Source organism: Gracilimonas sp. (assembly GCF_017641085.1).
In the GTDB taxonomy this organism is placed as follows: Bacteria; Bacteroidota; Rhodothermia; order Balneolales; family Balneolaceae; genus Gracilimonas.
The window spans coordinates 508727-531135 of the sequence record NZ_JAEPPI010000002.1 but is presented as its reverse complement, the minus strand read 5'-3'; the positions used below and the strand labels follow the sequence as shown (position 1 = coordinate 531135).

The following is a 22409-nucleotide window of genomic DNA, read 5'->3' as shown; positions in this document are numbered from 1 at the left end:
TTTCATCAGTTCATATAAATTGGATTCGGACTAATACAGAGCAGAAAGATAAGCATACTCAGCCAGCCTATCACGCGCCGGGCCGGGGATAATTTTTCTTCAATATCGACCGGCGGATGTTCCACCCCAACCACAAAGGCCATGAAAAAGCTCCATACAACCCATATATACGACGCCTGACCGGCCCCCACACCACCCACAGCATAATCATAGACAACCGATCCTATAATTGAGGCTGCCATCATCGCAAAAATCCAATAACGATCTGAGCGGAAGGCGCGATTCATGAGCACGAATAAGATGAATCCCCACACTACATATTCCGCTAAAGGCATGGTGGTATAGCCGGCAATAAATTCCCGGAGCAAGGGAATGGCTTCCGCCCCACCAATAGCAGTAATCATGGTAAAAAACAGCCTCGCCACTACCCTGTGCTTTTTGTATCCAATAAGGGAATACAAAATATGTCCGCCATCCAGCTGGCCCACTGGCATCAGGTTCAATGCGGTAAAAAACAGGCCGAGCCATCCCGCAAATAAAAAGGGATAATGATACATCTCCCACATGGGCGGAACGTTATCAAACATAGATGCCAACGCAGAATATAACAACGTGTTCCCGACCGTTAATACCCCCTGACCTTCCACTTCATCTGTAATAAACTCCGGATAGGTTCCATTTTGAGCAACATATTCTTTCAGCTCCTCATGTCCGGAAAAGTTCTGTACATAATCGGCCGGTTCGGGTAAAGTGGCAAAGCCAATCATTAGTACAACCAATGCCACGATGAAACCGGCTATAGGGCCTGATGCCCCCACATCAAACAGCTTATGCATTTTTCGGATTCGTTCTTTAATCCTGATCACCGCCCCTACTGTGCCTATCCCGATGGGAAGCGGAATGTAATAGGGCAACGTCACTTTTATGTTGTGGCGAACCGCGGCAAAGTAGTGTCCGAATTCATGAACCGTAAGGAAGGACAGAAACAACCCGGCAAATAAGAGGCCTCTGAGTATGTCGGTTGTGTTGGGGATGGAAAATGGGAAAAGAACCGGTTCAAAGCCTACAAAATTGGTGCCGGTCATAGTCACAAAGAAAAATGTGAGTAAGAACAGCCCCAGATGTTTTAGAATCGTCTTGGTGTCGGGTTTGTTTTTGGGCTCCTCTTTTCTGGAAAGGACTTCAAAATCGCTCGTAACTTCCTCTTGATATGGATTTGAACTCAATCGTCTCTTGTTATTGGGTTAATGGCTTTCTTGAAATCGGAAGGGTCATACACCGCGCCCCGCCTCTTCCACGGCATAGCTCGTGGCCCTGAAAGCTGATGGCTATCTTCTGCCCGGCCTTTGGGGTAAATCCTTCTTTGCCATACTCTTCGATAAACTCAAACTGGTTCATCAGGTCATAGCCGTGATCAACCAGGGTATTGAAGGTATTGGTATTGCGCTCGTAACCTACAATTACACCGGGCGCCAGAGCAAAAACGTTGGCGCCGTCGGTCCATTGTTCACGGAATTGATTCGTTCGGTCTTCGCCACCACACTTGATGAAATTAAAATCTCTTCCGGTTTCTTCTTCCAGCGCAGATTGTAACGAGCTTTTCATTTCTGTTTTGATGGAGTCTCCATCCTTAAACAGGGCAACAACATTGTTTTTCTGCTCTAAAATAGCCGGGGGAAATACAATACACTCACTTACATCAGCAAACGTAAAAATAGTATCAAGGTGCATGGACGAACGCTGTTTGGGGATATCTACCGCCAACACTGTTTCCACTCCACTGTTCAGCAGACCTTCTGTGCCCTTCATCAATCCGCTGAAGGACGTTCGCTCGCTCATCCCGATTAGCACAAGCTTGTTTGAAACCACCAATACATCTCCGCCTTCTATCGACTGATGCCCGGATATTTTAATAGCATCTTCCCTTACGCTTTCAAACAAAGGATGAAACTCCACCAACGTTTCCATAAGCAGCGACTCTCGCAAGCGGGCTTTTTTGGCAGCTCTTGAAATAAGAATATTGTCTCCTACAACTGCTGCCAGGTCCCGCGTAAAAAGCAGGTTGGGGGAAGGATTCAGGGAAAACCCTTTTGAGCGTTCCAGATATCCCTGAGTAACAAACACCAGCAGCTCTTTGGGATCAAGTTTCCGAAGTTCCTTTTCCACCACATGCAGGTTTTCTTCTGGAAACTCCTTAATCAACTGTTCAATAAAAAATAGCCGGGCGTCTTCATTCTTAAATACCTCTGTCAAAAGGTCCAGAATCTCGATCACATTTCCACCTGCCGGCATGGCCGTTTTAAAAACCTCCAGCATATCCAGATGCTCTATCCGTGCATCTTCCTCAAAGATTATGTCGTCGAACAACAGTTCGTCTTTAAGCTCGGGATTTACCAGGGAAACTTCGTGTCCGGGCGTGTGAACGATTACTCCCTGCAGGTGACCTATTTCTGAAGAAACATTTATATCCATAAAATGGTTGAGTGGTTGATTGTCAGAGCCGTGAAATATAACGGTTACAATCGGCATTTATAAGAAGTAATTGGCTGAGTGAATCAATATCTTGACCGCCAAGCAAATGAAATGAGAGTATGACTTCAAAGACAGAAATAGAATCGTTGCTTTTTTTAATGGATGATCCTGATCCGTTTGTTCAACAAAGTGTGGAGAGCCGGCTGCAGGAACTTGGAGAGAAAGCGGTGCCTCTGCTAGATGAGTATCGTTCAGAAATTAGCGGGGAAGACGCCAAAAGCCGGGTGAATGATGTAATTCACAAGCTTACTTTTGACACGCTTGAGTCAGATTTTATAGAAATTCTCGAAAATGGCATTAAGACCCGAAAATCCCTCGAGACCGCCATTTTTACCCTTGCCCGTTTTGGGAACCCCACGCTTCGCATTTCAGAATACCAAAAGAAGCTGGATCATTTTGCCCAGATGATTGAGCCGCAGATTAAGTATAAGCTTGATGAAAAGCGCAAGATGAAGCGCATGCTTAAATTCATCTTTGAAGACCTGAACTTTCGGGGAGATACAGAATTCTATCACGCCCCCGGGAACTGTTTTTTAAACCAGGTGATTGATCGCCGTAAAGGGCTGCCTATTTCACTAAGCCTGATTGTCATGTTTATCGCCCGCCGGCTGGAAATGCCTTTTTTCGGGATCAACATGCCTATTCATTTTATGCTGAATTACGTGGGAGATAAAGAAGAGCTTTTGATTGACCCCTATGATGACGGCGCCATCGTTACGTACGATCAGTGCTATTTCTTTTTGAAGAAGAATAATATCGATCCCCGCCCCGAACATTTTCAGATAGCCACAAACCTGGATATTGTGTTGAGATGTATTCGGAACCTCATCCACAGTTATGAACGGCAGGAAGAGCCCGAAAGAGTTGAAGACCTTCGCAAGCTGCTGAACGTAACAGAAATGTATCAGGACTGACCAATGGCCGGCTATTCAGGAACTCCTCTCCTGAAAAAACTGGGCATCAAGCCCGGTTATGCAATCCTGCTTGTTAACCCTCCTGACTACTTTCAGAAATTATTAGGCCCACTACCCGAGGCTTCACGCTTTGTTGATATTAACCACTCAAAGCCACTGCCTTTCATTCACCTTTTTTGCCGTAATGAAAAAGAGCTCCACAACTTGCTTCCTCCATTAAAAGATAAGTTGGCTAAAGACGGAAGCCTTTGGGTTTCCTGGATCAAAAAATCGTCAAAGCTTACCACGGATATTACCGGAAATGAAGTTCGTGCACTGGGCCTACAAATCGGACTGGTTGATGTAAAGGTGTGCGCGGTTGATGAAGACTGGTCGGGCCTGAAGTTTATGTATCGAAAAGAGGATCGTTAATCAGTCGTTTTACCGGAAGGAAACTTAAAGATGTACTCAGCTCCACCCACTTCTCTGTTATTCACCTGCATCTTTGCCTTTAAGTGAGATGCAAATGAGTCGATAAGCATTTCTCCAAGACTCTCGTCATCGGATTGATCAAATCCGGGTGGCAAGCCGGGGCCATTATCGGAAACGATAAGCACGATGTCATCGCCAATCTGCTTCAATCGTATGCGAAGTTCTCCGCGCCGGTTTTTACTGAACGCGTGTTTGTAAGCGTTAACCACCAATTCGTTAATCAGAAGCCCACAGGGAATTACCCGTTCGGTTTCAAGCAGCACTTCTTCCATTTCAAATTTGAGCTCAACGGCTTCTTTATAATCCGTAAAGGTTCTGTGTATGGCCTCTACTAAATCTCTGATGTAGGTATTGAGCTTAATATCAGATAGAGACTCCGTTTTATACAGTTTCTCATGCACCAATGCCACCGATTGAATACGTGCCTGGGTGTCTTGCAACACTATTTTTGCTTCCCGGCTTTCCGTATTTCCCTCCTGAAGGTGAATAAGGCCCGATACTATAGCCAGGCTGTTTTTTACCCGGTGATGGATTTCCCTCAGCAAAACTTCTTTCTGCTCTAAGTTGGCTTGAATCGTCTTTGTTTTGGCGTTCACGCTGCGCTTTAGGCTAATCACCCAGCCCACTACCATAATGATTAATAACGCGGAGGCACCTGCAATCAAATACAGATAAAACTGCGGAATGCCCCGAAAGGTCAGGTCCTCCGGGGTTCTGAGAAATAATTTAAAGGTTCGTTCTTTGGGAAACTCCGGGTTGTACTCTGTTATAATCCCTTTCACGGAAATTCTATCTCCAACCCCCAACACATCGAAGTCAAAACGGTCATACAAGCTGTGAAAATTGGACACATATACCATCATGCTTTTGGATGACCCTTCAGCAGAAATTCGCACATACTTGCCATTAAACGTGCTGCCTTTTTCAATAATTTTTCCTTCTCCCTCTGCCAACATCCCGAGATAATTCTGTGGCGACTCTATGACTACTGATAACGGACGTACTTTAATCGGAGATGAAGTCTTATAAACCCTGTATGAATCAATGTGAACTTCCGCCAGCCCATTGTACCGTTCAATTTTTCCTGTGGCTACGATGCTGTCGCCGACTTCGAATGGTGTTTCTATTTCCATCGCAAATACGGACATGCCCGCAGAATCATTCTGCACAAATGCCTGAAGATAGTGCTCATGAAGTAATCCGGTTTCAATATTAGCGATGCCGGTTATGCTTACTTCCTCCCCAAAATAATCCAGCGTGTTATCGATATTTGTATCGGAGCGGATTTCAGAAAACGTCCAAAAAGAATCGTAGTCAGACTGTGCCTTTACTTCGAAACTGAAAAAACCTGCCGATACAACTAAACCTAAGAGAAACCACCCAAGGCGAGTACCAAAATTTTCAATCATTATTCACACTAAAGTTAACCTAAAGCCGGTGGGTTTTAATGACCCTGTTCTAATTAGAAAATAATGTTTTCATCTTTATATCTATAATATTTTTATGACTTTTTATCCAACCATGCATGTCCGTCGTTAATTCTATTACGATCAAATCTTCCTCACCACGGCCCAAACAAAGATACAGCCACCCAGTAGAAACCCGATTCCGGTCCCTGCATTAAAGAAGAAAATTTGCCCCAGTCCATATAGGAAAAAGAAAATAGCTCCCAGCGACATTCCAATATTCACAAGCTGAGGCAGCAAGCGGTCGGTCGTGTAGTTTCCACCCCTATATCCTGACCAGCTGCCCATCGGGGTTACTTTAGCATAGAATTTTTTAAGTGTCTCTTCCGATTCCGGCTTGGTCACAAAGGTTGCTGCCAACCAGATTATTGTTGAAAAAGTGGTTGTAAATATCATGCTCCCGGAAAAGTCATAGCCCATTTGACTCGAAAATACCGCCCCGATAAAGGCTGCTACCATTGCTGAAATTTCGCTCCAGGCATTAATTCTCCACCAGAACCATCTAAGTAAAAGCACACCTCCAATTCCGGCACTAAGAGACAGGATAAACTCCCACCCGCCCGAAACGGAGTCAAAGAAGTAGGAAACACCGACCCCCAGGGCAGCCATCAGTAATGTGGCGACCCGAGAGATGAACACATAGTGCTTTTGGGCCTTCTCTTTGTTTTCAAATTCTTCTTCGTTTTTTATGAACCGCTTATAGAAGTCGTTTACCACGTAGGAGGTTCCCCAGTTCAACTGCGTGGAAATAGTGGATACAAATGCGGAGAGAAAAGCCACCATCAACAAGCCCATCCAGCCAACAGGAAGAACTTCAAGCATCATTAATGGGTAACCGGTTTCAGGATCTTCAAGACCCGGGAATACAACCAGAGCAACCAAGCCAACTAATATCCATGGCCAGGGACGAACGGCATACATCAGAATATTGAACAATAAGGTTCCGCCGACCGCATTTTTCTCATCTTTAGCGGAAAACATTCGCTGGGCAATATATCCTCCGCCACCCGGCTCAGCTCCGGGATACCAGGCCGCCCACCAGTTCATCCCCAGCCAAATGAACGCCGTAGTCAGTGCTATTTCAGGATTGGTGAAGGGGTTGAAACTCAAAATATCATAATTAGCCACCTCACCAAGCTGTGACTTAAGCTCGGATAACCCGCCAACATGATCTACAGAAAAGTAAGCCAGAGCTATTGTCCCTGCCATTGCGAGGATAAACTGAACAAAGTCTGTTACCATCACTCCCCACAAACCGGATATTGCTATGTATATGCCAATCAGCCCATACAGCACCAGGATAGCCACCCACTGATCGGCGCCTGTAACAACCGTTAGAATTTTAGCCATGCCAACCGTAACCCACCCCATAATGATGCAGTTGAATGGAAAGGCGAAATACAGTGCCCGAAATCCCCTAAGAAAACTGGCCGGCTTCCCGCCGTAGCGTAGTTCAATAAACTCCACATCGGTTATTACGTCCGCCCGTTTCCAGAGTTTGGCGTAGATGAATACGGTCACAATACCTGAAATCATCCAGTTCCACCAGAACCAATTTCCCGCAATCCCCTGTTTTGCAACAATTCCGGTAATAGCAAGGGGAGTATCTGCTGCAAAGGTAGTGGCCACCATCGAAACCCCAACCAGCCACCAGGGCAGGTTTTTTCCACCGGCGAAGAAATCGTCAAGTGACTCTTGCCCTCTTACCTTAGCTGCCCACGCAACGGCTATCATTAATAGTATATATCCGGCAACAACGAGATAATCGGCTGTCTCAAAGGGCATATTTCGATCTAATTTTGTTTTCTTGATTCCATGAATATCAATGAGAAGAGTATAGCTAAAAATATTTTGTCTATTTCAACCTGAAGAATAATAACAACACTGGTTTTGTTAATTATTATTTATTTAGTTGGACTTATTGCTCCCGTTCTGTTATTCTCCGAAAAGGTAAGGCAATGAATGGTTTACGGACTTTAGGGTTTCAGCTCAGTATATAAATGGATACTAACAGAAGTTTTGCAAAAAGCTCTTTCAGGCGGCTCCATATAGACAGAAAGATGATGGGCATCCTCGTCGTTTTTACGGTCTTGGGGATTTTTCTTACAATATCGGTTATTGTAGCCACCAACACGCTCTCTGGGCTCAGGGGTTACTCAACCTTTCAGGTAAACTGGACGGAAGCTCGCAAAGATGCCGCTTTTCACCTTCTCAACTACATCAACACGGGGGACGATGTTTACCTGGTCGGATTTAAAGACGCAATGCAGTTGATCGATAATGCTTCAAATATTCGAAGTGAGCTTAAAGCGGAGGATACAGACACTGCCTATCTGCGCAAGCTATTTATCGAGTGCCATACCGTTCCTGATGATATTGACAATATGATCCGCACTTACCAATGGTTTCATTCTTTTGGGGATTTTCAAATTGCTATTCAGGAGTGGATAGATTCTGATGGCACCATGAGAGAAATGGAGGAACTGGCTAATGAGGCACAGATGCTTGTCAACACAAATTCTTTGACTCTTGAACGGCAACAAGAACTCACAAACCAAGTATTAGCTTTAGATCAAAGGCTAAGAGGATCTAAACTCCGGCTGGCTGCCGCTCTTTCTTCGGGAACACAGCTTTTAAATTTCATTATGCTGTGGATTGCTGTCTCTCTTGGGTTAATCTTGTTGATCACCGGTGGTATGTTATCTTTTCGATTTTTGAAAAGCATTAAAAACTGGGAAAGAGAGATCGAGATTAATGAGCAGAAGTACAGATCACTGTATGAGCAAAATCCCAATGCCGTATTCTCACTATCCAGAGATGGGCTTCTAATTTCTGCCAATCAAGTATTCGAAAAAGCTGTAGGCATGCGGGCAGAAGTATTGAGAGGGTCAACTATTGACCGGTTTGTAGAGAAATCAGATATCAAAAAACTCCAGTTCCATTTTCACCGAACGCTGGAAGGAACCCCACAGCATTATGAGACAGCTGTTGTTTTAAAAAAATCAGCTCCTATGCATGTAGAGGTCACAAATTTGCCTATGGTTGTTGATGGTGAAATTATTGGCGTTTACGGTATTGCCCGCGACATTACTTATAGAAAGGAAGCAGAACTGAAAATAAAAGAGCAGCTGGAAGAGAAAACTCACCTTATAGCAGAAGTCCATGACCGGGTGAAGAATAACCTGGCTTTAGTTTCCAGCCTGATACAATTACAACAAAATCTATCAAAACAACCAAGTTCCGGAAGCTTCTTTGATAATACGATTTCCCGAATCCACTCCATGGCGATGGTGCATGAGCGATTATATCAAAACGAAACTTTTTCAAGCATCAGAATGGATGAATATGTAAATGAACTTTTAGAAACCATTCAGCGAAAATACTCTTCTCCTTCGGCCAATGTTGAATTAATAACTCAAACCAACCCTGTTACATTAAGCATCAAGCAGTCCATCCCAACCGGACTTCTACTGAATGAACTTTTGGTGAATGCATTTAAACATGGCATAACTGAGGATAAAGGAAAGATTGAAGTCTATCTTTCGCAGGAAGATGATGAGGTTGTCATCAAAGTTTCTGATACAGGCCCGGGACTATGCGAAGACTTTGACCTTAAACAGGCCAAAACCCTGGGGATGACTTTAATTTCGGTGTTACTCCGGCAACTGGATGCCGATTACCAATTATCTAATGAAGAGGGAACAACATTTACTATCCGCTTTAATGGTAAAGACGCGCTTTCCAGGACGGGCTGATAAGACTGATAAATTCTTTTTCGAAAACCGGTGTTCATAGGAGGAGTATAATAGAAAAATTTAGTTACTTCTTACTATGAAAATGAGCTTGCCATATCACTTGGGTTGTACCGTCTGGAGTTTGACAGAGTGGAAGGGAAGTTTTTTTAGTGATGATGCCAGGCCCGATCGGTTTCTGTCTCAGTATTCGTCCGTATTTAATTCTGTGGAAGGAAACACCACCTTCTATTACACCCCTGACCCTGAAACTATATCGAAATGGGGGGAACAAACCCCGAAAGGATTTAAGTTTTGTTTCAAATTTCCCAAAAGTCTCACCCATGAGCGCCAGCTACAGAACGTGGAAAATGATGCGGTGCATTTCGTAAAGTTGTTTGAACCGATCAGAGAAAAAACCGGGCCATTTATGATTCAGCTTCCTGACAGCTTTGGTCCTCAGGATTTATATAAACTGGAAAATGTGTTCTCCGTTCTTCCAAAATCATTTAGCTATGCCGTTGAGGTTCGTCACCGTGACTTTTTTGACCATGGCAAGCATGAACGAAACCTGACTTCTCTCCTGAAAAGCTACGATGTGGATCGGGTTATTTTTGACACCCGTAAACTCCATTCGGTTAAAGCTACCGAATCTTCCATTGCAGAGGCACAAAAGAAGAAGCCCAAAGTACCGGTTCGATTCGATACCACCGGTGCCCGGCCTTTATTAAGATACGTGGGTACCAACGACATCCTTAACAACGAGCCCTACCTGAAGGAGTGGGCTATCATCGTGGCTGAATGGATTGATGAAGGGCTTCACCCCTACGTTTTCATCCACGCTCCCAACAAAGTGGATCAGCCTAAACTATGCCGGCATTTTCACAAGCTGCTGTCGCAGTTGATTGAGGTTCCTGCCTTGCCTGATTGGCCTGCCAATAAGCAGGATAAACAACTTGGGTTGTTCTGATTTAATTACACCGGTTCGTTCACATTGATTTCGGTATCGGCTTCTACATTATTAGCCGACTTTACCGCTTCCACACTGTACCGGGCGTGGGGTTTAATCTCAAGTCGCTCTTTCTTGATGGGGTCTCCGGTTACATTGCAGATTCCATAATTACCAGCTTCTATCCGATCTTGCGCCATCTTAATCTCTTCGATCTTCTCTTTTTGCTTTTCGATCATTGAGTAGTACTTCTCTCTTTCTTCCTCCGAGGAAGCAATATTGCCCTGATGGTGGGCAGAGGAGGAAGTAGTATCATCAAGCTTACTCTCAATTTCACTTAATCGATCTTCGAAAGAATTTATTTTTTCTTCGGCATCTTGCAGCTCTTCGTTTAGCCGTTCTTCAAAATGCTCAAGTTCTTCTGATGAAAAGGGAGTGTTGTTTACCGGTGCTTCTTGCTGTGTCATAATACTCTCGTTTTATCCAACTTCATTCAGTTATTAAACGAGATATCTGTTTTCAGCATTTCGATGGTTCAATTGAGTCTATTCAAGGTTGCCAACCATGGCCGTGTTTTTCACGAAGTCCAGTTTCTTCAGTTCATCCATAGCCTCAAGCTCTTTATCTTCTTCCGTTTTGAGTATTGCTGAACGCTGACTCTGTTGCAGCACCTCAAATTTTAGATCCGGGTAAGCGGCTTTAATATCTTCAACCGTTATTTCCGTAGCATTATAGGTTAACGCTACTACTACATATTCGTACTCTTTACTATAGGTCAGCTTTGCCAGCAGTTGATTTACCTTGTCACTTCCAAGTGTATCGCTATCATTAATCTCTTCCATCTCTTTGTCGGAATTCCCTGCGGCTTCACTCATCACAAACTCTACCCATTCACTTTCTTCCAGTTCTTTCAGCTGTTGGGGGCTTGGGTTGTTTTCTATGGAAAGCACAATGTTTTTAATCTCGCTACTCAGAATTTCATATCCCAGATCGTCCAGTTTCTGTTCAATAAAGGTTGGGGAAACTGTATCAGAAAAGGTTACCTGGATTTTACCGGCTTCAATGTTGTATTCGCCCTTCTCAAGTTTTTTGATGTCGGTATCGTCCATCACTTGTGCGAAACCGATAAAAGGAACCAACACGCTAACTATTATGACTACTAACTGTTTCATGAAAACCCGTTTTATTTATTATTACCTGTAGCTGTAACGGGAATTTTTGATATTTGTTCCCCGATGAACTTTCTCTGTGTGTCCGTTAGCTCCGGCTACTTTTTTAAAAGCCTGGCCTTTTGACTTCCGGCACCTACCGCCAACATACAAATACAAATAAATATAAACCCACCGGTGAGTGTAAAATTATCCACCAGGTAACCCATTATGGGCTGAGAAAGCATCCCACCCAGCGCTCCCATTGTTGCCACAGTTGCAAGTGCCACAGCTCCTTCTTTTCCGGCAGCACTGAAGATCATGGGGAACGTGAGCGCAACACCGGCACCTGCCATAACAAAGCCAATTGAAGCAACCATCAGGTTTGGAGATAGGATGGAAATGATTATGCCCGAAGCTGCTATCACAGAACCGCCTGTGATTAATGCTTTTGCCCCAAACCTTGGTTTCAGGCGGTCCCCTACCAAACGCATAATTAACATGGAAACTGCATAAGCGGTGTATCCAATGGGGGCCAGTCCCTCTGATGCTCCCACATAATCTGTGAAGAATAAGGTTACCCAGTTCATAATCGAGTCTTCGATGGAAGCTGCAACAAAGCAGATTACCCCCAACCAAAGTAAACTCCCGTGTGGAAGTTTGAAGCGTGCTTTCACAGCCTGTGGGTCCGGACCGTCTTCCGGCAGGTAGCTATAGACCCCCATCAGAACAACCAACAACAACATGGCTACTCCCCAAAAATGAAGGACCACTGAAAACTGCTGTGATGCCATGGCTGTTCCTGCCAAAGCCCCGGCAACATTCCCCACTCCAAACCAGGAGTGGATCATGGACATGTGAGACCGGCCGGTACTTTCTTCGATCCTGGAACCGAGAGCATTGATGGAAATATTGTATCCGCTGGCTCCCGCGCCGGTAATAAACAGCACAAGTGTAAGTACAATCCAGTCCGGTGCCACCGCCATGGGAATGAGTGACAGAATCAACAGCACACCAAAGAGCATAGATGCCTTTTTCGCTCCAACACGATGTATGAGACCGGTAACTGCGGGCATAATAACTATGGTGCCCAGTCCCCGCCCAAGCAGAGCATATCCCAGTGTAACCGGGGTGAGCATAGATACATCACGAATGGCCGGTATCCGTGAAGCCCAGGTTGCAAATACGGCTCCCAGAATAAAAAAAGCTGCACAAGTAGCTATTAGCTGTCGCCTTGCTGTAATGTCTGGAGTATTTGAGCCGGATGAAGAGATCGTTTTTTATCTTGAATTTAGAAGCAGCTTAAAAATACGGGCAATGGTCAAAACATCATAAACTTAGTTCTTGGTTTTGGTTATTGGTTTTTACTGAATATTTGTATTCCTTAGGATTTATTTTTGCAATGAAAGCCCGCTTCCTATGCCCCAACCTGATTTTGATGTTGTCATACTTACTGACTCTCGATATGTAAATCCTTCTGCTCCCGGCGGGTATGTTCAAAATATTCTTACGGAAGACCGTATCGTGAAAGAGGCTTTGCAGAACATCGGCTTGAAAGTGGACAGAAAAGATTGGGCTGACCCTGACTTTGACTGGTCTTCAACCAAGGCCGTTCTTTTCAGAACAACCTGGGATTATTTTAATCGGTTTGATGAGTTCAAGGGCTGGATGGAAAACACCTCTTCAAGAACCCATTTCATCAATACTGAACAGCTGATCCGCTGGAATATGGACAAGCATTACCTGGATGATCTCAGCGGGAGTGGCGTTAACGTAGTTCCTACCCGATATCTCGACAGCGGAAATGGACTATCGATACACCAGATTCACACCATTACAGGATGGCAGGATACCGTGATCAAACCAACGGTTGGTGGAGCCGGCCGCCACACTTATCGCATTCACCCTAAAAACATGGACACCGTTGCCCAAAAGCTTGAAGAGGTAATGCTGGAAGAAGATTTCATGCTGCAGCCTTTTCAGGAATCCGTTATTACCAGTGGAGAATGGTCGTTTGTCTTTTTTGGGGAAACCTTTAGTCACGCAGTGCTGAAAAAAGCTAAACCGGGCGACTTCAGAGTACAGGATGATTTTGGCGGAACCGTACATGCATATTCGCCTAAGGAGAATGAGATTGAATTTGCCCGACGAGCATTACTAGCCTGCCCCGAGCTTCCGGCATATGCGCGGGTTGATATGGTATTCAATAATTCAGGAGAGCTGGCTGTTTCTGAGCTGGAGCTTATTGAGCCGGAACTTTGGTTCCGTATGAAGCCGGAGGCTGCTAATTTATTAGCAGAAGAAGTCGCAAAACGTATCCCCTGAAATCAACCGTCTTATTTCTGATAAGCTTCAAAGTAGGATTTAATGCGTTTTGCATTCACCCCTAAATCGCCTCTTCCAATTCTTGACTTCGATCGCACATCTATCTTGCTTCCCGTTGCGGTGGTATCAACCCTAATCACAACATCATCAATAAACCCAAACCAGGGCAATTTGTGGTAAGCTTCTATTCGTCCTTCCTGCTTATTTTCACCTACAACTTGCCAGGGCATTTCACGCGCTGTTTCAAGAGCACGGTTATAAGCCACATCATAATCCATTGAAACGTTCAGCGTTTCCAGCCCTTCATAAAATTCTCTTTGGGCTTCGGCCGGGCCGTCCACATGAATATATTGCGGGGGATTTGGAGCATCTTGCCGGAGAGGAACAATGGCATCAAACTCTGGCGGGTTTACTGTATCCGTTGTGATATCGTGGATAGGTGGGTATCCTTTCTGAACTTCCAAGTACCAGTAACCAAAATTTGATAATGCAGCCAACCCGATAATCATTGCAGTGAAACCGGCGATGGTATAATTCTGACCTCGTTCTTTCATCCTGAAAAAACCGACAGTTCCTATAATTCCACCTAAAATGGCTGATCCAGTTCCCCAGGGTATGATTGAAAAACCGGTACTGAAGTGCCACCAACCCCACTGATATCCATAGCCGGAAAGGATCACTGCCAGTCCGCCCAAAACGGCTAAAGAAGTCCCCCATTTTAATAAGCCGGATCCTTTTTTGTTTGTTGCTGCCATTCACTTACTCCTACATTTTGTTATGCCTTTAGTATTATACACAAGAAATCCCGGTAATCGTTCCGAATGACGATTCCGTTAAATATCTGTGGCCCAGCGTTTACAGAATAGCAGAAACAAAAAATCCCGCTCGGTGGCGGGATTTAAATACGATTAGGAAAGAGCGTTTTTAATTCGCCCGAAGATTTCATCGATGGTTCCGATGCCATCTATCTCCTGAACTTTACCCTGTTTTTCATAATGCTTCATTACCGGCTGGGTTTCTTCCCGATATACCTGAAGGCGGGTTTTTACTTTTTCTTCGGTGTCATCCGATCGACCTTCACCCCGGGATAGAATTCGTTTAATGAGTTCCTCCTCAGGAACCGACAACAGGATGAAAGCATCGAGCTCGTCGTTGTTTTTTTCAAGAAAAGCATCAAAAGCTTCAGCCTGAACTACCGTTCTTGGAAAACCATCCAGAATGTACCCTTCCTGGTATTTGTCTTTACTCAATTCATCTGCAACCAGGTCAACAACGGTTTGGTCAGGCACTAATTCACCGGAATCCAAAATAGATTTCACCTTAACCCCAAGTGGCGTTTTATTTTTGATCGCTGCCCGAAAAATATCTCCGGTTGAAAGATGTGGAATGTTGAACTCGTCTTGTAATAATTTAGCCTGAGTCCCTTTTCCCGCCCCCGGAGGGCCAAACAGAATAATATTCATTCTTCGTTAGTTAGATTGATCTGATAAATAGCCATAACAAGCTGACCTGCAATCTTAGAACGTTAACTAAAAGTCTAAGATCGCAGTAAAATTCAGCCGGCGAATTTATTGTTTCTTCGCGCCTTTTTCCTGAATACGAGCAGCTTTACCTCGCAGGTCGCGCAGATAGAATAGTTTTGAACGTCTTACTTTTCCTTTTTTCTTCACTTCAATTTTAGCGATGAAAGGAGAGTTCAGCGGAAATACACGCTCAACACCAACGTTGCTGCTGATTTTACGAACAGTAAACGTCTTGTTCGGGCCGCTTCCTCTTTCAGAAAGCACAACGCCTTCGTACTGCTGAATACGCTCTTTCTCACCCTCGCGCACGCGGTAGTGAACATTTACAGTATCTCCGGCTGTAAAGTGAGGAACGTCCTCATTTATCAGGCTTTGCTCTACAAGTTTTAACTTATCCATGATTTCTAAATTTAATCCCGATAGCTATCAGGATTGTTATTAATGTTCTTTCTTAAATTTTTCGTACAAATCTTTTCTTCGTTCTTTGGTCCGTTTTTCGGATTGCTCCTGTTTCCATTCGGCCACTTTTTTGTGATCGCCGGAAAGCAGCACATCCGGGACTTTCATCCCCTTAAACTCTGCCGGACGTGTATAAACCGGACCTTCCAGCAGTCCATCCTGAAATGAATCATTGAGTGCGCTTCCTGCATCTCCCAACACACCGGGGAGCAGGCGAACAACAGCATCAGTAATAACCATTGCCGGGAGTTCACCTCCTGAAAGCACATAATCACCAATGGAAAACTCTTTGGTGATGAGTTCATCTCTTACCCGCTGATCAACGCCTTTATAGTGCCCACATAAGATGATGATGTTTTTCTTGAGCGATAATGCGTTTGCATCGGGCTGTTCAAAAACATCGCCATCGGGCGCAGTGAAAATGAGTTCGTCATAATCACGTTCGGACTGGAGCTTTTCGATGCAGCTGAATATCGGCTGCGGTGTAAGCACCATTCCGGGTTCGCCACCATAGGGGTAATCATCTATTTTCTTGTGCTTGTCTTCGGTGTAATCCCGAAGGTCGTGCACATGAATTTCAACCAGCTCTTTATCGACAGCCCGCTTCACAATACTGTGGTTTAGCGGCCCATCCAGCAAAGCCGGAATGGCGGAAATAATATCAATTCTCATCATATTCCCTCCAGTTCATCCAGGTTCTGGCAATAGATGTTACCGTCGCGCCGGTCTTCTACAAAATGATCGATGTATGGAATCAGGCGGCTTCCCGATGTAGTAGCTACTACTAAAATAGGGTGAGCCGGATTGTTCATCACATCAACCACCAACCCGATTGATTCATCTCCGTCATATACTTCATGATCAACTAATGAATCGTCGGTTTCAGCTTCTGCATATACAAAAGGCTCGGCTTCCTCTGTTTCCAGAAATATACCTTTGCTTTTCAATGCTTCTGCGCCGGTGCGATCAGCGACATGGTCAAATTGTACAAAGAACGAAATTTTATTTCTTTTTCCCTCTACCCGAAAATCCATGATTCGGGCCGGGTAAAAATCGCCTCGTTCATTCCGCAAATACACCACCTTCAGTTCTTCAACCTTCTGCGGGTCATCGACATCAAAGAAAACTTTGACCTCGCCCTCAAGTCCATGGGAGCGTTCAACGTGCCCCACCTGAACAAAGCCCGGTGTATTGGCGTCCTGATTCATCGGCGCCGGATATTAATTTTATCCTTCTTGTTTGCTTTCCCAGGCACGCTGAACCGTCACGCGGTCTTCGTCTTCCGGGACAAATCCTTTAAGGTCGTCAAGATCGGTGTTGTTGATGTGATCTATCGCCTCTTTGGCATTCATGTCAGTGGAAACCTTATCAGAAGTTGCCTCTTCAGCTTCTTCTTTCTCTTCTTCAGCCGGCTCTTCGTCTTTGGTTTCTTCCTCGGCGGCTTCTTCCGTTTCCTCTTCAGCAGCTTCAGCAGAATCTTCTTCTGTTTCTGCTTCGTCTTCTGCAGGTGCTTCTTCTTTTGCTTCGGTTTTTTCTTCAGCTTCATCAGCTGCTTCTTCCTTAGCTTCTGCTTCCGCTTCTGTAGTTTCTTCTTCGGCAGCTTCTGTTGTTTCTTCCGCAGAGTCATCAGACTCAGCTTCTTCTAATGCCGCTTCAATTTCTTCGGCTTCATTTTTAGGAGCTTCATCTTCTTCTGCATCGGCAGCTGCTTTTTCAGCTTCTACTTCAGCAGCAGCTTGCTTCGCTTTTTTCTGAAGCTGCTCTTTGTATTCTCTTTCTTCAGCAGCAAGCACTTCCTGGTAGTCTGCTTTGCGGCTGGTGGCATCTTCTTTCTTAGAGTCTCTGTACTCTTTCCATTCTGCCAGTGCTTTTTCAATTTCTTCTTCGCTCTTGCCCCAGTTCATGAGGTGACGCTTGTACAGTACCCCTTCTTGGCGAAGGATTTTACGTACGGTGTCGGTAGGCTGAGCGCCGGTGTCTAACCAATAAAGAATGCGGTCTTCGTTGAGTACCACTTCTTTTTTCTCGGTTACGTTGTCGTAACGACCCACACGCTCTACGATACGTCCATCACGAGCTTCGTGTCTTTCGGCTACTACGATATGCCAAATCGGGCGTTTTTTACGTCCTTTTCGTTGTAATCTGATTCTTAACAATGCTGTTCTCCAATGTGTGTTTAAATTATAAGTTCTTATCGGCCGATAGGCAGATTCTTCAATCCTTGAAGAGCACGTCCGGCTTTACCCATTTTTGACATGGTCTTCATCATTTTTTTCATTTGATCGAACTGCTTCATGAGTTGATTGATCTCACGAACAGTGGTGCCAGATCCTTTGGCTATTCGGCGTCTTCGACTTCCGTTTAGCAGCTCGGGCTCCTGGCGTTCCTCCGGCGTCATTGATAAGATTATAGCTTCAATTGGTTTGAAGGCATCATCGTCGATTTCAGTATCGTTCAATGCTTTGCTGGCGCCGGGTATCATAGAAACAAGATCACCGAAGTCTCCCATCTTCTTGATCTTCTGAATTTGCTCGAGAAAGTCGTTCAGGTCGAATTTATCCGACCGAATTTTTTGCTGAAGTTTTTCTGCTTCCTTCTCGTCAAATTCTTTTTGAGCTTTTTCAACAAACGAAACCACATCTCCCATGCCCAGAATACGCTGAGCCATACGGTCGGGATAAAAAGGAGAAAGAGCATCCAGCTTTTCGCCGGTACTCACAAATTTGATGGGCTTGTTTACAACGGTCTTAATGGAAAGGGCAGCACCACCGCGGGTGTCACCATCCAGCTTGGTTAAAACCACGCCGTCGTAATTAATGCGTTCGTTAAACTCTTTGGCTGTGTTAACAGCATCCTGCCCGGTCATGGAATCGACCACAAACAGGATTTCGTGAGGATTTACGGCCTTCTTAATTTCCGCAACCTCATTCATCATCTCCTCATCTACGTGTAAACGACCCGCGATATCAATGATAACCGTATCGAGCGCCAAACTTTTAGCCATGGAAACGGCTTCTTTGGCAACACGAACCGCATCTTTCTGCTCGATGGAATACACCGGAACATCAATTTGCGAAGCGAGTGTCTTAAGCTGGTCAACAGCGGCAGGGCGATAAACATCGGCGGCAGCAAGAAGAGGATTCCTTTTATGCTCCTGCTTTAAGTGTCGGGCTAACTTACCGGTAAAGGTCGTTTTACCCGAACCCTGAAGTCCAGCTATAAGAATTACTGTAGGAGGAGTGTCAGCTTTAGCAATGTCGGCCTTTTCGCCACCAAAGGTCTCAACCAGCTTGTCGTGCACAATTTTTGTGAACTGCTGGCCGGGATTAACACTGGTGAGTACATCAGAACCGAGCACCTGCTCTTTGACATCTTCCGTAAACTGGCGGGCAACCTCATAATTAACGTCAGCATCCAGCAATGCACGGCGAATTTCGCGGACAGTCTCCGCTACATTCACATCCGTGATGCGTGCTTCTCCCTTCAGTGACTGAAAGGCTTTGTCTAATTTTGAGGATAAATCTTCAAACATAATGTTAACAGGATTTTTCTCCGCCAATTACAGAGCCTGTAAAAATACGGGTTCTTTTCCGTGTTATCAACAACAATGTGGATAAATGTTTTTGAGTGATAATTGTAGCCGGAAGTAACGGTTCGATCTTTCCCTCTTTTAAACCGGAGGTTCAGGCAAGTATTACGAACGGGACGTTCGTAACGAGAAAAAGCCGGGGCCCTGCTGAGCGAGTTGATAATATTATTTTATGGGTTGTTTAAGCCTCCATTTGGACGAACTTACTGGTCAATCACATTAACCCTCCTTTGATCAACACCACACAAGCGTTCGCTTGCGCTATTGCCGGCATGGAACAACAACTGAGATAAAAGGTAAAAACTATTGAAGTTGTTTCGCAACGTACGGAATAGCTTCATACGCGAAGAGAGATAAGGGGGAAGGTTGATCACTTCCCCCTTTTTTATTGTTGAGATTTATTGGGATGACATGACTCTCCCAACGCTGAGTAACCGAGAATACAATCCATCATTCCGCTTCCGCTTAGCAGGGCCATGTGCATTAATCGGCAGAAGCGGGGTGATGGGTGTGACTGTATTCGGCTGGCAAAGCTCCATCACCCCTCTACTTTCAACTCTCACCTATCAACTTTCATTTCTTTTAAAACTATATTCCCCTTCTCCTCGTCTTACTTTCAGAATGAACTCGGGACAACACGAACACATGGAAGACGCACAACTGGTACAGGATTTTCGTGGTGGAAATCACCAGGCTTTTAATACGCTGGTAACGCGATGGCAGGATCGCATTCACCACTTTGCCTACCGGTTTTTTGCCAGTTCCGATGACGCCGCCGAGATCACTCAAAAAACATTCATCAAAGCATACCACAAACTGGATACACTGGATGATGTAAACAAGTTTGGGTCGTGGTTGTACACCATCGCCAACAACCTTTGCCTCGATGAATTGAAGCGTGCGGGCCGAAAACGAGCCACTTCTTATGAAGCGCTCAAAATTGCCCCACAAACCGAAACGGCCACTCCTGCTGATGGCACGGTTCTCCGAAACGAAGGACTGGTGCTGCTTCACAAAGCGCTCCTTCAACTACCGGTAGAGCAGCGGGTAGTGGTAATTATGAAAGAGTATGAAGGGTTAACCTTCAGAGAAATAGCAGAAATTTTAGATGAACCCGAAAACACAGTAAAGTCAAGATTGTATTACGGGTTGAGCGCACTCAAAAAGACGTTCGACTCCTGGAACATCAACAAAGAGGTGTTTGATTATGAATAAAGAAACCGCACGATCGCTCTTCATGGATTATCTGTATGATGAACTGGAGCCGGATCAACGAAACGAATTAGAACAATTTTTATCTCAAAACCCGGGGCTGAAGAAAGAGCTGGAAGAACTGTCGAATGTACGCTCGATGCTTTCTCACCTACCGGTTCAGGACCCGGCCGAGCAGCTGGTAATGGTTGAACCCCACAAATCCGGATTACAGGAGTGGTGGAATGAGTTAATCGGAGGGTTGCTTCCTCAAAACGGATTTGCCCGCACCGGCTTTGCTATGGCCTCGCTTCTGGCGGTCTTCGTTGTCATAGGGGCCTTCACAAAATTAAACATCACTGTTGACGATGGCAGTTTTAACCTGGCCTTTGGAGAGAAACAGGAAATTATCCAACAAGGATTCACCCCGCAGCAGGTTGAAATGCTTTTGCAACAAGTCAGGGAAGATAATGCCATCATGATTTCGGATGCCATTCAGCAGGCACAACAGCAACAGGAAAACCGGATTGAAAAAACACTGGTTAACTTTGCGGATTACATTGAGCAGCAGCGGCAATCAGACCTGCAAATGATCACCTCCGGGCTCTATAACATGGAAGAAACATATTACGACCGATTCAGACAAACCGATCAGGTATTAGGCGAACTCATACAAACGGTAAGTACCGGAAATTAAATTTACAGGACAAAATTATGAATATGAAAACGAACACTTTTAAAAACCCCGTCATTGCGAGGGATTCCGCGACCATCGGGAGCAAATCCCGCGGCAATCTCCATAAATCGACTTTCGAGCTTAATCAAGGAGATTGCTTCGTCGATCAAGTTGACAGATCAAATTCAAATTACGCGGCTCCTCGCAATGACAGCCCTAATTTTCTTTCCAGAATAATTCTGTTTGGGTTGATGACACTTTTGCTGTCTTCCCTTTCCTTTGCTCAGGATTTTGATACCAACCGCATGAACCGCGACATCAAGATCATGGAGAATATTCTGGGCGAAATGTTTAAAACCCAGTTTACCTCTAATGAAGGCACCGTGCAGGTGCGCTCACAGGGATATACGATTTTTGGAAGCGGCTCATCCGGAAATGTAAAGGGAACCTACATTCCGGGCTATGGAGTCATTTTCATGATTCCGGCAACCAGTAACAGATACATTATATCCAGCGGAAGCTCGGGCTCGAACCGACAGGTTGTTTTCCAGTACAGTTCCGATGATTCCGATCGCACGATTGATAAGGAGTCTGTAACCACCCGAATTGGTGAGTTTTTACAGGATTATGCTTCAACAATCGGCCAGCTTAAAAATAATGAAAGCATCCTTGTTATCTATGGCTCGGCTAACGCTACCGGAAACCGCACTGCTGTTTATAGTATAAGAGGAGATGAAGAAGACCGACCTTCCTCGCTTCCTGTTATTTCAGTTTCTGCAAAAAAATCGGATTTGGATGCTTTCAGAAGTGGCAGAATAAATTCAGAGGCTTTGCAAAGCCGCCTGTCTGTTTCAACCTCTGAAGACAAAGAACGACTCGACCTTAAAGTACTTGGCAACATTTTTGGAACGGCTTTGGGTGAGGGTGATGGAAATGAGTATCACCTTATTAGCAGCAATTCTCTGTCCTACATGTATCTGGACAACTTTGGAGCGCTTTACTCCTTAGATCTACATCGTGGACATGGGTTATCCGGAACACTTAGGTTGGGTTATCTGAATAATTCCCTTTCAGAGGAAAAAGAAAAAGAGGTTCAGGATTTAAGAGTTGAGCTGGAAAAGCGGGAGCAGAAACTTAATGAGACCTTAGAGCAAGAGTATGATGAGCTCGTTGCAAAAACCAAGGAGTTCATTATTGATTATGGTCGTACGCTCAGCTCTCTTGAAGACGACCAATACTTGTTGGTTTCATTGAACATCAATGAATCAAGCGACATCATTCCCGAGCGGGTCGATTTCCAGGTTAAGAAATCAACATTCAATCAACTCGATAAGGGACAAATTTCCAGGGAAGCGGCATTAAATGCTGTAACCCTCACCGAATACTAAAGTGTAACTAACATCCTATCCAGAAAGCTGCCTTGGATACCGGTCAT

23 protein-coding genes are annotated in these 22409 nt (G+C 44.8%); 9 read left to right on the top strand and 14 right to left on the bottom strand.

Features of this window, described 5'->3' with window-relative positions; genetic code table 11:
- Positions 1 to 5 precede the first annotated feature (5 nt).
- Both JJ941_RS09360 and JJ941_RS09355 read right to left on the bottom strand, forming a co-directional pair.
- Positions 6 to 1226 carry a site-2 protease family protein gene (locus tag JJ941_RS09360; protein WP_290964232.1) on the bottom strand — a complete coding sequence of 407 codons (1221 nt, stop codon included), beginning with the start codon at positions 1224 to 1226 and terminating at the stop codon, positions 6 to 8.
- Between the two features lie 10 nt (positions 1227 to 1236).
- On the bottom strand, positions 1237 to 2472 hold the full coding sequence (locus tag JJ941_RS09355; RefSeq protein WP_290964230.1) for an arginine deiminase family protein: 1236 nt from the start codon (positions 2470 to 2472) through the stop codon (positions 1237 to 1239).
- A 119-nt stretch (positions 2473 to 2591) separates the two neighbouring features.
- Here JJ941_RS09355 and JJ941_RS09350 point away from each other — a divergent pair, with 119 nt between their 5' ends.
- Together JJ941_RS09350 and JJ941_RS09345 are read left to right on the top strand one after the other, a co-directional pair.
- On the top strand, positions 2592 to 3446 hold the full coding sequence (locus JJ941_RS09350) for a transglutaminase-like domain-containing protein (protein ID WP_290964228.1): 855 nt from the start codon (positions 2592 to 2594) through the stop codon (positions 3444 to 3446).
- A 3-nt stretch (positions 3447 to 3449) separates the two neighbouring features.
- Positions 3450 to 3857, top strand: a complete 408-nt coding sequence (locus JJ941_RS09345) for a hypothetical protein (RefSeq protein WP_290964226.1) — start codon at positions 3450 to 3452, stop codon at positions 3855 to 3857.
- Here the strand turns inward: JJ941_RS09345 and JJ941_RS09340 are convergent.
- A complete protein-coding gene (locus JJ941_RS09340; RefSeq protein ID WP_290964223.1) occupies positions 3854 to 5326 on the bottom strand; it encodes a histidine kinase dimerization/phosphoacceptor domain -containing protein in 1473 nt (490 codons plus the stop codon). The genes JJ941_RS09345 and JJ941_RS09340 overlap by 4 nt on opposite strands.
- A 141-nt stretch (positions 5327 to 5467) precedes the next feature.
- The gene (locus tag JJ941_RS09335) at positions 5468 to 7168 is read right to left on the bottom strand and encodes a sodium:solute symporter family protein (RefSeq protein ID WP_290964220.1); all 1701 of its coding nucleotides are present in this window, start codon (positions 7166 to 7168) and stop codon (positions 5468 to 5470) included.
- A 215-nt stretch (positions 7169 to 7383) separates the two neighbouring features.
- Here JJ941_RS09335 and JJ941_RS09330 point away from each other — a divergent pair, with 215 nt between their 5' ends.
- Positions 7384 to 9138 (top strand): histidine kinase dimerization/phosphoacceptor domain -containing protein, encoded by a 1755-nt coding sequence (locus JJ941_RS09330; protein WP_290964217.1) that lies wholly within the window; start codon positions 7384 to 7386, stop codon positions 9136 to 9138.
- Positions 9139 to 9259: 121 nt separating this feature from the next.
- Positions 9260 to 10084 (top strand): DUF72 domain-containing protein, encoded by an 825-nt coding sequence (locus tag JJ941_RS09325; RefSeq protein ID WP_290964214.1) that lies wholly within the window; start codon positions 9260 to 9262, stop codon positions 10082 to 10084.
- 5 nt (positions 10085 to 10089) lie between these two features.
- Here the strand turns inward: JJ941_RS09325 and JJ941_RS09320 are convergent, their stop codons facing one another.
- The 3 genes from JJ941_RS09320 to JJ941_RS09310 form a co-directional block, all read right to left on the bottom strand.
- Positions 10090 to 10530, bottom strand: a complete 441-nt coding sequence (locus JJ941_RS09320; RefSeq protein ID WP_290964211.1) for a TraR/DksA C4-type zinc finger protein — start codon at positions 10528 to 10530, stop codon at positions 10090 to 10092.
- Positions 10531 to 10608: 78 nt separating this feature from the next.
- Positions 10609 to 11235 carry a hypothetical protein gene (locus JJ941_RS09315; protein WP_290964208.1) on the bottom strand — a complete coding sequence of 209 codons (627 nt, stop codon included), beginning with the start codon at positions 11233 to 11235 and terminating at the stop codon, positions 10609 to 10611.
- 95 nt (positions 11236 to 11330) lie between these two features.
- Positions 11331 to 12365 (bottom strand): MFS transporter, encoded by a 1035-nt coding sequence (locus JJ941_RS09310; RefSeq protein WP_290965069.1) that lies wholly within the window; start codon positions 12363 to 12365, stop codon positions 11331 to 11333.
- On the opposite strand from JJ941_RS09310, the gene JJ941_RS09305 reads away from it, so the two are divergent.
- Together JJ941_RS09305 and JJ941_RS09300 are read left to right on the top strand one after the other, a co-directional pair.
- Complete coding sequence (locus JJ941_RS09305) at positions 12343 to 12546, top strand: hypothetical protein (RefSeq protein WP_290964205.1); 204 nt, start codon at positions 12343 to 12345, stop codon at positions 12544 to 12546. The genes JJ941_RS09310 and JJ941_RS09305 overlap by 23 nt on opposite strands.
- Positions 12547 to 12630: 84 nt before the next feature.
- Entirely contained in the window at positions 12631 to 13536 is a 906-nt protein-coding gene (locus JJ941_RS09300) for a hypothetical protein (RefSeq protein WP_290964202.1), read from the top strand.
- Between the two features lie 11 nt (positions 13537 to 13547).
- Here JJ941_RS09300 and JJ941_RS09295 read toward each other — a convergent pair whose 3' ends face one another.
- From JJ941_RS09295 to ffh, 7 genes are all read right to left on the bottom strand, one after another.
- On the bottom strand, positions 13548 to 14291 hold the full coding sequence (locus JJ941_RS09295) for a DUF1499 domain-containing protein (protein WP_290964199.1): 744 nt from the start codon (positions 14289 to 14291) through the stop codon (positions 13548 to 13550).
- A 153-nt stretch (positions 14292 to 14444) separates the two neighbouring features.
- Positions 14445 to 14999 (bottom strand): adenylate kinase, encoded by a 555-nt coding sequence (locus tag JJ941_RS09290; RefSeq protein ID WP_290964196.1) that lies wholly within the window; start codon positions 14997 to 14999, stop codon positions 14445 to 14447.
- Positions 15000 to 15104: 105 nt separating this feature from the next.
- Positions 15105 to 15458 (bottom strand): 50S ribosomal protein L19, encoded by a 354-nt coding sequence (rplS, locus tag JJ941_RS09285; protein ID WP_255133988.1) that lies wholly within the window; start codon positions 15456 to 15458, stop codon positions 15105 to 15107.
- A gap of 39 nt (positions 15459 to 15497) precedes the next feature.
- Positions 15498 to 16190, bottom strand: coding sequence for a tRNA (guanosine(37)-N1)-methyltransferase TrmD (trmD, locus tag JJ941_RS09280; protein WP_290967658.1), 693 nt, complete (start codon positions 16188 to 16190; stop codon positions 15498 to 15500).
- Positions 16190 to 16726 carry a ribosome maturation factor RimM gene (gene rimM / locus JJ941_RS09275; protein WP_290964188.1) on the bottom strand — a complete coding sequence of 179 codons (537 nt, stop codon included), beginning with the start codon at positions 16724 to 16726 and terminating at the stop codon, positions 16190 to 16192. The genes trmD and rimM overlap by 1 nt, the downstream gene beginning before the upstream one ends.
- An 18-nt stretch (positions 16727 to 16744) precedes the next feature.
- Positions 16745 to 17674, bottom strand: coding sequence for a 30S ribosomal protein S16 (gene rpsP / locus JJ941_RS09270; RefSeq protein WP_290964183.1), 930 nt, complete (start codon positions 17672 to 17674; stop codon positions 16745 to 16747).
- A 35-nt stretch (positions 17675 to 17709) separates the two neighbouring features.
- On the bottom strand, positions 17710 to 19050 hold the full coding sequence (ffh, locus tag JJ941_RS09265; protein WP_290964180.1) for a signal recognition particle protein: 1341 nt from the start codon (positions 19048 to 19050) through the stop codon (positions 17710 to 17712).
- Between the two features lie 702 nt (positions 19051 to 19752).
- On the opposite strand from ffh, the gene JJ941_RS09260 reads away from it, so the two are divergent.
- The 3 genes from JJ941_RS09260 to JJ941_RS09250 all read left to right on the top strand — a co-directional run bounded on the left by JJ941_RS09260 (position 19753) and on the right by JJ941_RS09250 (position 22362).
- Positions 19753 to 20322 carry an RNA polymerase sigma factor gene (locus tag JJ941_RS09260; protein ID WP_290964176.1) on the top strand — a complete coding sequence of 190 codons (570 nt, stop codon included), beginning with the start codon at positions 19753 to 19755 and terminating at the stop codon, positions 20320 to 20322.
- Positions 20315 to 20995: a hypothetical protein gene (locus tag JJ941_RS09255; protein ID WP_290964173.1), complete on the top strand. Its 681-nt coding sequence runs from the start codon at positions 20315 to 20317 to the stop codon at positions 20993 to 20995. The genes JJ941_RS09260 and JJ941_RS09255 overlap by 8 nt, the downstream gene beginning before the upstream one ends.
- Before the next feature lie 230 nt (positions 20996 to 21225).
- The gene (locus JJ941_RS09250) at positions 21226 to 22362 is read left to right on the top strand and encodes a hypothetical protein (RefSeq protein WP_290964171.1); all 1137 of its coding nucleotides are present in this window, start codon (positions 21226 to 21228) and stop codon (positions 22360 to 22362) included.
- Positions 22363 to 22409 lie beyond the last annotated feature (47 nt).